Here is an 8,006-nt window from a genome sequence, read left to right on the forward strand (position 1 = left end):
TAATTCTGTCTCTATCTTACCAGATGAAAGCGATAACTTCGCCGCCCAGACCAGCTTTTCTTGCAGCTTTGTCTGTCATCAGGCCTTTGTCTGTGGAAATAATTGCTGTGCCCAGACCACCCAGAACTTTAGGCAGCTCGTCTTTGCCAGCGAATACTCTCAGGCCGGGTTTGGAAATTCTCTTCAGACCTGTGATTACTTTTACGTTTTTGTCTTCACCATATTTCAGGCTGATGCGCAGTGTGGATTTGATACCGTCTTCGATTACTTCGTAACCTTTTACGTAACCTTCTGCTACCAGGATGTCAGCGATTGCTTTCTTCATTTTGGAAGAAGGAACATCTACTGTATCGTGTTTTGCAGTATTAGCATTTCTGATTCTTGTCAGCATATCTGCGATAGGGTCGCTCATAGACATTGTGAATTCCTCCTTTCAATTACCAGCTTGCTTTCTTTACGCCGGGAATCTGACCTTTGTATGCCAGTTCACGGAAGCAAATACGGCAAATTCCATATTTTTTCAGTACAGAGTGGGGTCTGCCGCAAACTCTGCAACGTGTATAAGCTCTTGTAGAGAACTTAGGCGCTCTCTGCTGCTTAACTTTCATAGATTTTTTAGCCATCTTTGTCCCTCCCTTATTTAGCGAATGGCATACCGAACAGTCTCAGCAGTTCTCTTGCTTCTTCATCTGTTTTTGCTGTTGTAACAAAAACGATGTCCATGCCTCTGATCTTGTCTACTTTATCATATTCGATTTCAGGGAAGATCAGCTGTTCTTTGATACCCATTGTGTAGTTACCTCTGCCGTCAAAGCTGTTTGCTTTTACGCCACGGAAGTCACGTACACGAGGCAGTGCGATGTTTACCAGTCTGTCTGTGAATTCATACATTCTGTCGCCTCTCAGAGTAACCTTGCAGCCAATGTTCATACCTTCACGCAGCTTGAAGTTCGCGATGGATTTTTTTGCCTTTGTTACTACAGGTTTCTGACCGGAGATAATGCTCATATCTCTTACAGCGCCATCCAGAACCTTAGCGTTTTCTCTTGCTTCGCCAACGCCCATGTTGATGATGATCTTTTCCAGTTTGGGAACAGCCAGTTTATTTGTATAAGAAAATTTCTTAGTCATTTCAGGAACGATCTGTGCTTCATAGAAGTCTTTTAATCTGCTCATTGTTTGCCTCCTTTCACCAGGTATTTATTAGTCGATTACTTCGCCTGTTTTCTTTGCTACTCTTACCTTTTTACCATCTTTGATCATAGCGCCCAGTCTTGTAGCCTTGCCGTTATGCAGGTACATTACGTTGGAAGCATGAATGAAGTTTTCCTTCTTGATGATGCCGCCCTGCTGGTTCTGTGCGTTGGGTTTTGTGTGTTTGGAAACCATGTTCACGCCTTCAACCATTACGCGGTTGTTCTTTTTATCTACAGCAACAATCTTGCCTTCTTTGCCTTTATCCTTACCGGCAATAACAACTACCTTGTCACCGGTTTTCAGTTTCATATTAGCCACCTGTCGCACCTCCTATTACAGTACTTCGGGAGCCAGAGAAAGAATCTTCATGAACTGCTTTTCTCTCAGCTCTCTTGCAACGGGCCCAAAGATACGAGTACCTCTGGGGTTTTTGTCGTCTTTGATAATTACAGCTGCGTTTTCGTCGAATTTGATGTAGCTGCCGTCTGCTCTGCCTACGGGATGAACTGTTCTTACTACAACAGCCTTTACTACATCACCTTTTTTTACAACGCCGCCGGGTGTTGCGTCTTTAACCGCAGCAACAATGATGTCGCCCACGCCTGCATATCTTCTTGTGGAGCCGCCCAGAACTCTGATGCACAGAAGTTCTTTCGCCCCGGAGTTATCTGCTACTTTTAATCTGGTTTCCTGCTGAACCATATTTCGTCCTCCTCTCCAAAAAGGATTATTTTGCTTTTTCGATGATGCTTACAAGTCTCCATCTCTTGTCCTTGGACAGAGGTCTTGTTTCCATAACTTTAACACGATCGCCGATACCGCATTCGTTGTTTTCGTCATGAGCTTTCAGTTTGTATGTTCTGTTAACGATTTTGCCATACAGAGGGTGTTTTACTTTATCTTCAACAGCAACAACGATTGTTTTGTCCATCTTGTCGCTAACTACTCTACCAATTCTGGTTTTACGAAGATTTCTTTCCACGATGATTTCCTCCTTTCAACGAACGGAATATCTATTATTTTACTTCTCTTGCTTTCTTTGTGATGATTGTCTGGATTCTTGCGATGTTCTTACGAACTTCCTTGATTCTCGCTGTATTGTCCAGCTGGTTTGTTGCGTTCTGGAATCTCAGGTTGAACAGCTCTTTCTTCGCGGAAACAAGGTCCTTCTGTAATTCATCTGCAGTTTTACCCATCAATTCATTTACATAACCTTTTGTTTTCACTGATGTTCACCTGCCATTTCTTCTGCTTCTGCTTTAGATACGATTTTGCACTTGATAGGCAGTTTGTGAATTGCCAGTCTCAGCGCTTCTCTTGCCTTATCTTCTTCTACGCCACCGATTTCGAACATTACTCTGCCGGGTTTTACTACTGCAACCCAGTATTCAGGTGCGCCTTTACCGGAACCCATACGAGTACCGATAGGTTTTGCGGATACGGGTTTGTCAGGGAATACTTTGATCCAAACGTCACCGCCACGTTTGATATGTCTTGTCATAGCAACTCGTGCTGCTTCGATCTGGTTGGATGTGATCCATGTGGGTTCCATCGCCATAATACCGAAATCGCCGTATGTTACTTTGTTGCCTCTATATGCACGGCCTCTCATTTTGCCTCTCTGCTGTTTACGATGTTTTACTCTTTTAGGCATTAACATGATTCTTTAGCGCCTCCTTACTTTTTATTATTCTTTACAGGAAGTACTTCGCCTTTGTAGATCCAAACCTTTACGCCCAGTTTGCCGTATGTTGTATCTGCTTCAGCAAAGCCATAGTCGATGTCAGCTCTCAGTGTCTGAAGGGGAATTGTACCTTCGTGGTAGGATTCGCCACGCGCGATATCTGCGCCACCCAGACGACCGCTTACCATTGTCTTGATACCCTTTGCGCCGAACTTCATTGTTCTGCCCATTGCCTGCTTCATCGCACGACGGAATGTCACACGGTTTTCCAGCTGCAGTGCAATGTTTTCAGCTACCAGCTGTGCATCCAGTTCGGGTCTCTTTACTTCTTCGATGTTTACAGCAACCTTCTGTGCTGTCATTTTCTGCAGCTCAGCCTTCAGTGCTTCGATGGATGCACCGTTCTTACCGATAACAATACCGGGTTTTGCTGTGTATACGCTGATCTTTACTCTGCCGGCTGTTCTTTCGATTGTAATCTTGGAAATGCCTGCATCGTACAGTCTCTTTTTGATGAATTTTCTGATTTTAACGTCTTCTACCAGGTTATCAGCAAAGTCTTTTTCTGCATACCATTTTGCATCCCAATCTTTGATGATACCTACTCTTAAACCATGAGGGTTAACCTTCTGTCCCATTTCGTACCTCCTTATCTCTCATTGAGAATGATGGAAATATGGCAAGATCTCTTCAGAATGCGATATGCTCTGCCCTGTGCTCTGGGGCGAATTCTCTTCATTGTAGGGCCCTGATCTGCACTTACTTCTTCCACATACAGTTTGCTTACGTCCATACCCAGGTTGTTTTCTGCGTTAGCTACAGCGGATTTCAGTACTTTACCGATGATTTCTGCTGCCAGTCTGGGGCTATAGTTCAACATTGCTGCTGCTGTAGCAACATCCTTGCCTTTAATCTGATCCAGAACGATTTTCGCCTTGGGAGCGGGGATGCCTACGTATTTAGCAGTAGCATGAGGTCTTTTTTCCTGTGTTGCAATGTTTCTTTCTTTTTTGATTTGGCTTCTATGACCTTTTGCCATGAACGAAACCTCCTTTCGTTATCGGATAAATTAGCGAACTCTAGATTTCTTTTCTGCGTCTTTGCCATGACCTCTGTAAGTTCTTGTCAGTGCAAATTCGCCCAGTTTGTGGCCTACCATGTCTTCTGTGATATATACAGGCACGTGCTTTCTGCCGTCATAAACTGCGATTGTGTGACCGATCATATCGGGGTAGATTGTAGAACGACGAGACCATGTTTTGATTACGTTCTTTTCGCCTGCTGCGTTCATAGCATCGATCTTCTTCAGCAGATGATCGTCAGCGAAAGGTCCTTTTTTCAAAGATCTGCTCATTGATGAATCCTCCTTATTTTTTCTGTTCGTGCCTAAGCTGCCTTAGGCACATTCGGATCTATTAGCCGTTTCTGCGGCGAACAATATACTTGTTGGAAGCTTTGTGTTTGTTTCTTGTCTTGTAACCCATTGCAGGCTTGCCCCAAGGTGTCATAGGAGCAGGACGACCGATAGGTGCTCTACCTTCACCACCGCCGTGAGGGTGATCGTTAGGGTTCATTACGGAACCTCTTACTGTAGGTCTAACGCCCATGTGACGTTTTCTGCCGGCTTTACCGATGTGAACCAGCTCGTGGTCTGCATTACCAATCTGACCGATTGTTGCTCTGCATTCGATAGGCAGCAGTCTCATTTCGCCGGAAGGCAGCTTAACTGTTGCATATTTGCCTTCTTTTGCCATCAGCTGACCAACATTCCCTGCGGAACGTACCAGCTGACCGCCTTTGCCGGGCTTCATTTCGATGTTGTGGATGGAAGCACCAACGGGGATTTTGCTCATGGGCAGTGTGTTGCCCAGCTTAACTTCTGCTTCGGGGCCGTTCATCAGATGATCGCCAACCTTCAGACCTGCAGGAGCCAGAATATAGGATTTTACGCCGTCTGCATAAACAATCAGAGCGATGTTTGCTGTTCTGTTGGGATCGTATTCAATCGCCTTAACAATTGCAGGTACGCCGTCTTTGTTACGTTTAAAGTCAACCAGTCTGTATTTGATCTTTGCGCCGCCGCCGTGGTGACGTACTGTCAGCTTACCCTGGTTGTTTCTGCCGGAATTCTTTCTCAGGTGTACTACCAGAGATTTTTCGGGCGTGGATTTTGTAATTTCATCGAATGCGGACACAGTCATGTGTCTTCTGGATGGTGTATAGGGTTTATATCTCTTAATTGCCATCTCTTGTTTCCACTCCTTTCGGATTTTTATATCGTCTACACGTTTCCGTGTGTTTTGCAAGTTTACACTTAAAAATTTTATATGGTTGCTCGAAAGCTCGTTATTCGTAAAATGCTTCACATTTTACTCATACCGTTCGACTGATAAATGCTTGGTTCTCAGTGCTTTTATCGCTTACATGCCCATAAAAATTTCAATATCTTTGCTGTCAGCTGTCAGTTTCACAACTGCTTTTTTATATTTCTTTGTTTTGCCGAAGAACATACCTCTTCTTTTAGGCTTGCCATCGTAGTTCATTGTGTTTACAGAAGCTACCTTAGCGCCTTCGAACATTTTTTCAACAGCATCTTTAATCTGAGCTTTTGTTGCTTCAGGGTGTACGATGAAAGTATATTTCTTTTCATCCAGTACAGACATACTGTTTTCTGTGATTACGGGTCTTTCGATTACGTCGTAAAATTTCAGATCAGCCATTATGCGTACACCTCCTGGATTTTTTCTACTGCTTCTTTTGTTACAACCAGATTGTTGTATTTCAGCAGGTCGTAAACATTGATTGTGTTTACGGAAGCTGTCTTAACTGTGGGAATATTTCTAGCGGACAGCATTACGTTTTCGTTGGAGCCGTCCATAACGATCAATGCGTTGTCGCATTTGATGTTGCCCAGAACCTTCACCATTTCTTTTGTCTTTACTTCAGACAGTGTCAGCTCATCCAGAACGATGATTTTGCCTTCCGCAACCTTTGTGGAAAGTGCGGACTGCAGTGCCAGTCTTTTCACCTTCTTGTTCAGCTTGAAGGAATAATCTCTGGGCTTGGGAGCGAATACAACGCCACCGCCAACCCACTGAGGGGAACGGATGGAGCCCTGTCTTGCTCTGCCGGTACCTTTCTGTCTGTAAGGTTTTCTACCACCGCCACGAACTTCAGCGCGTGTTTTTGTGCTCTGTGTGCCCTGTCTCTGGTTTGCCAGATACTGTACTACAGCCAGGTGCATCACATGTTCATTTGCTTCAATACCGAAAATAGCGTCATTCAGCTCGATTGTGCCTACCTGAGCGCCTGCCATATTTAATACTGCAACATTTGCCATGTTAGTTTCCTCCTTTCGTAAAGTTTATCAAGCCTTTACGCTGTCTTTGATTACCAGAACGGAACCCTTAGGACCGGGAACTGCGCCCTTGATCAGCAGCAGGTTCTTTTCTGCATCAGCACGTACAATTTCAAGATTCTGGATAGTTACATTTGCGCTACCCATGTGACCGGGCATTCTTTTGCCTTTTTTAACACGGCTGGGGTAAGCGGAAGAACCCATGGAACCTACTACTCTGTGAGATTTGGAACCGTGACCCATAGGCCCTCTGGATGCATTGTATCTCTTAATTGTACTCTGGAAACCTTTACCTTTGGAAACGCCGCTTGCGTCAACCTTGTCGCCTGCTGCGAACACATCAGCTTTGATTTCTGCGCCAACCTCATAGTTTGCTGCATCTTCCAATTTGAATTCTTTCACATATTTCTTAGCAGCTACGCCTGCTTTTGTGAAATGGCCCTTCATGGGCTTTGTTACTTTCTTTTCCTTTGCATCAGCAAAGCCAACCTGAATTGCTTCATAGCCGTCGTTTTCCATTGTTTTCTTCTGGATAACAACGCAGGGGCCTGCTTCAAGAACTGTAACTGGTACCAGCGCACCGTTTTCTGTGAAAACCTGTGTCATACCAATTTTCTTAGCGATGATCGCCTTTTTCATTTCGTTGCACCTCCTAATTTTCTACAGCGGATTGCCTTCGGAAGTCTTTGTCTTCGTCAGGTAATCATTCTAGTCATATAAGAGTTGTAACTTCCTGTTACCTATCTATCTTATATAAACCAGCTTTTTTGGATGTTTTCTTTATAAAGTTTAAAAATAACCTTCGCTCGTTGCTGTGTGGGATAGCGTTGATTATTTCATCACTTTCAGAGTAATGTCTACGCCTGCGGGCAGATCCAGACGGCTCAGCGCGTCTGCTGTCTTGGGTGTAGGGCTAAGAATGTCAATCAGTCTCTTGTGAGTTCTCATTTCGAACTGTTCACGAGAGTCTTTGTATTTATGCACCGCTCTGATGATTGTTACAACTTCCTTCTTTGTGGGAAGAGGGATAGGGCCGCTGATCTGTGCACCTGTTTTCTTTGCTGTTTCAATGATCTGCGCTGCAGACTGGTCGATCAGTTTGTGATCGTAAGCTTTGAGACTGATTCTGATTTTGGGATTAGCCATAAAAAAAGTCCCCTCCTTTTCGTACTTTTTGATTTCAGCACGACAAGTGGTGACTGCACACTCATCCGGGTGTATCCAGCAACGTCAGATACGCAAACTTACCCTGTCGGTAAGTCAAACCCAAAATATTCAGTACAGTGACCTTGTCGCCCGGTTTCTTTGAACTGGACATCGCTCCTCGGAAAAACCCGTAAGCCCTTGATTCATCGGCTTCGGCAACCTTCCGTATCAACACTCTATGTCACAACAGCTATTATTATAAGGCATAAAGACAGGGATTGCAAGTGTTTTTTTGCATTTTTTCAGAATTTTTCTTTGATTTCCGATAAAAAAACAAGCCATCTTTCCATTATTTTTTAAACAAATTGCACAATGCTTTTTTCTCGAAAATCAACAGACCTATCCTTCGACAAAACAAATCCGCCTCCAAATACCTATCTGTCTTTCTGTCAAAAACATTTCCCTTCTCCGTTTCCGGATAAAAAAGGACTCTCCTTTCGGAGAGCCCTTCATTCGCTTATTTCAAAACCAATCGGTTTTAATTAGCTGTTTGCTTTTGCTGCTTTGTATTTTCTTACAGCGTCAGCCAGTTTAGGCAGGATCTGCTTCAGATCGCCAACG

At 44.0% G+C, this 8,006-nt stretch carries 16 protein-coding genes; all 16 read right to left on the reverse strand.

Annotated features, from left to right (window positions below; all coding sequences use genetic code 11):
• Positions 1–16: 16 nt before the first annotated feature.
• On the reverse strand, positions 17–418 hold the full coding sequence (gene rpsH / locus GPK49_RS05550; RefSeq protein ID WP_016407816.1) for a 30S ribosomal protein S8: 402 nt from the start codon (positions 416–418) through the stop codon (positions 17–19).
• 19 nt (positions 419–437) lie between these two features.
• Positions 438–623 carry a type Z 30S ribosomal protein S14 gene (locus GPK49_RS05555; protein WP_016407817.1) on the reverse strand — a complete coding sequence of 62 codons (186 nt, stop codon included), beginning with the start codon at positions 621–623 and terminating at the stop codon, positions 438–440.
• A 13-nt stretch (positions 624–636) separates the two neighbouring features.
• Positions 637–1,176 (reverse strand): 50S ribosomal protein L5, encoded by a 540-nt coding sequence (gene rplE / locus GPK49_RS05560; RefSeq protein WP_016407818.1) that lies wholly within the window; start codon positions 1,174–1,176, stop codon positions 637–639.
• Positions 1,177–1,203: 27 nt separating this feature from the next.
• Entirely contained in the window at positions 1,204–1,506 is a 303-nt protein-coding gene (gene rplX, locus GPK49_RS05565) for a 50S ribosomal protein L24 (RefSeq protein ID WP_016407819.1), read from the reverse strand.
• A gap of 24 nt (positions 1,507–1,530) precedes the next feature.
• On the reverse strand, positions 1,531–1,899 hold the full coding sequence (gene rplN, locus GPK49_RS05570) for a 50S ribosomal protein L14 (RefSeq protein WP_016407820.1): 369 nt from the start codon (positions 1,897–1,899) through the stop codon (positions 1,531–1,533).
• Positions 1,900–1,924: 25 nt separating this feature from the next.
• The gene (rpsQ, locus tag GPK49_RS05575; RefSeq protein ID WP_174707770.1) at positions 1,925–2,182 is read right to left on the reverse strand and encodes a 30S ribosomal protein S17; all 258 of its coding nucleotides are present in this window, start codon (positions 2,180–2,182) and stop codon (positions 1,925–1,927) included.
• Between the two features lie 31 nt (positions 2,183–2,213).
• Positions 2,214–2,423 (reverse strand): 50S ribosomal protein L29, encoded by a 210-nt coding sequence (gene rpmC, locus GPK49_RS05580; RefSeq protein ID WP_016407822.1) that lies wholly within the window; start codon positions 2,421–2,423, stop codon positions 2,214–2,216.
• Entirely contained in the window at positions 2,420–2,857 is a 438-nt protein-coding gene (gene rplP, locus GPK49_RS05585) for a 50S ribosomal protein L16 (RefSeq protein ID WP_016407823.1), read from the reverse strand. The genes rpmC and rplP overlap by 4 nt, the downstream gene beginning before the upstream one ends.
• A 17-nt stretch (positions 2,858–2,874) precedes the next feature.
• Positions 2,875–3,519: a 30S ribosomal protein S3 gene (rpsC, locus tag GPK49_RS05590; RefSeq protein WP_016407824.1), complete on the reverse strand. Its 645-nt coding sequence runs from the start codon at positions 3,517–3,519 to the stop codon at positions 2,875–2,877.
• 11 nt (positions 3,520–3,530) lie between these two features.
• Positions 3,531–3,920 (reverse strand): 50S ribosomal protein L22, encoded by a 390-nt coding sequence (gene rplV / locus GPK49_RS05595; protein WP_016407825.1) that lies wholly within the window; start codon positions 3,918–3,920, stop codon positions 3,531–3,533.
• Positions 3,921–3,950: 30 nt separating this feature from the next.
• Positions 3,951–4,235: a 30S ribosomal protein S19 gene (gene rpsS, locus GPK49_RS05600; protein WP_016407826.1), complete on the reverse strand. Its 285-nt coding sequence runs from the start codon at positions 4,233–4,235 to the stop codon at positions 3,951–3,953.
• A 61-nt stretch (positions 4,236–4,296) separates the two neighbouring features.
• Positions 4,297–5,127, reverse strand: a complete 831-nt coding sequence (gene rplB, locus GPK49_RS05605) for a 50S ribosomal protein L2 (protein WP_215676985.1) — start codon at positions 5,125–5,127, stop codon at positions 4,297–4,299.
• A 174-nt stretch (positions 5,128–5,301) separates the two neighbouring features.
• Complete coding sequence (gene rplW / locus GPK49_RS05610) at positions 5,302–5,601, reverse strand: 50S ribosomal protein L23 (RefSeq protein ID WP_016407828.1); 300 nt, start codon at positions 5,599–5,601, stop codon at positions 5,302–5,304.
• The gene (gene rplD / locus GPK49_RS05615; protein ID WP_016407829.1) at positions 5,601–6,221 is read right to left on the reverse strand and encodes a 50S ribosomal protein L4; all 621 of its coding nucleotides are present in this window, start codon (positions 6,219–6,221) and stop codon (positions 5,601–5,603) included. Before rplD ends, rplW begins: the two co-directional genes overlap by 1 nt.
• Before the next feature lie 27 nt (positions 6,222–6,248).
• Positions 6,249–6,878 carry a 50S ribosomal protein L3 gene (gene rplC, locus GPK49_RS05620; RefSeq protein ID WP_016407830.1) on the reverse strand — a complete coding sequence of 210 codons (630 nt, stop codon included), beginning with the start codon at positions 6,876–6,878 and terminating at the stop codon, positions 6,249–6,251.
• Between the two features lie 192 nt (positions 6,879–7,070).
• Positions 7,071–7,385, reverse strand: coding sequence for a 30S ribosomal protein S10 (rpsJ, locus tag GPK49_RS05625; protein ID WP_016407831.1), 315 nt, complete (start codon positions 7,383–7,385; stop codon positions 7,071–7,073).
• Between the last annotated feature and the right edge of the window lie 621 nt (positions 7,386–8,006).

The sequence above is a fragment of the Clostridium sp. MCC345 genome (genome assembly GCF_018785345.1).
Lineage (GTDB): Bacteria > Bacillota > Clostridia > Lachnospirales > Anaerotignaceae > Anaerotignum_A > Anaerotignum_A faecicola.

What these genes read in the sequence shown, in the direction of transcription:
- rplP (WP_016407823.1), bottom strand. Translation starts at nt 2,857, where the DNA reads ATGTTAATGCCTAAAAGAGTAAAACATCGTAAACAGCAGAGAGGCAAA.
- rplX (WP_016407819.1), bottom strand. Translation starts at nt 1,506, where the DNA reads ATGAAACTGAAAACCGGTGACAAGGTAGTTGTTATTGCCGGTAAGGAT.
- rplN (WP_016407820.1), bottom strand. Translation starts at nt 1,899, where the DNA reads ATGGTTCAGCAGGAAACCAGATTAAAAGTAGCAGATAACTCCGGGGCG.
- rpsC (WP_016407824.1), bottom strand. Translation starts at nt 3,519, where the DNA reads ATGGGACAGAAGGTTAACCCTCATGGTTTAAGAGTAGGTATCATCAAA.
- rplW (WP_016407828.1), bottom strand. Translation starts at nt 5,601, where the DNA reads ATGGCTGATCTGAAATTTTACGACGTAATCGAAAGACCCGTAATCACA.
- rplC (WP_016407830.1), bottom strand. Translation starts at nt 6,878, where the DNA reads ATGAAAAAGGCGATCATCGCTAAGAAAATTGGTATGACACAGGTTTTC.
- rplD (WP_016407829.1), bottom strand. Translation starts at nt 6,221, where the DNA reads ATGGCAAATGTTGCAGTATTAAATATGGCAGGCGCTCAGGTAGGCACA.
- rplV (WP_016407825.1), bottom strand. Translation starts at nt 3,920, where the DNA reads ATGGCAAAAGGTCATAGAAGCCAAATCAAAAAAGAAAGAAACATTGCA.
- rpsH (WP_016407816.1), bottom strand. Translation starts at nt 418, where the DNA reads ATGTCTATGAGCGACCCTATCGCAGATATGCTGACAAGAATCAGAAAT.
- GPK49_RS05555 (WP_016407817.1), bottom strand. Translation starts at nt 623, where the DNA reads ATGGCTAAAAAATCTATGAAAGTTAAGCAGCAGAGAGCGCCTAAGTTC.
- rpsJ (WP_016407831.1), bottom strand. Translation starts at nt 7,385, where the DNA reads ATGGCTAATCCCAAAATCAGAATCAGTCTCAAAGCTTACGATCACAAA.
- rplB (WP_215676985.1), bottom strand. Translation starts at nt 5,127, where the DNA reads ATGGCAATTAAGAGATATAAACCCTATACACCATCCAGAAGACACATG.
- rplE (WP_016407818.1), bottom strand. Translation starts at nt 1,176, where the DNA reads ATGAGCAGATTAAAAGACTTCTATGAAGCACAGATCGTTCCTGAAATG.
- rpsS (WP_016407826.1), bottom strand. Translation starts at nt 4,235, where the DNA reads ATGAGCAGATCTTTGAAAAAAGGACCTTTCGCTGACGATCATCTGCTG.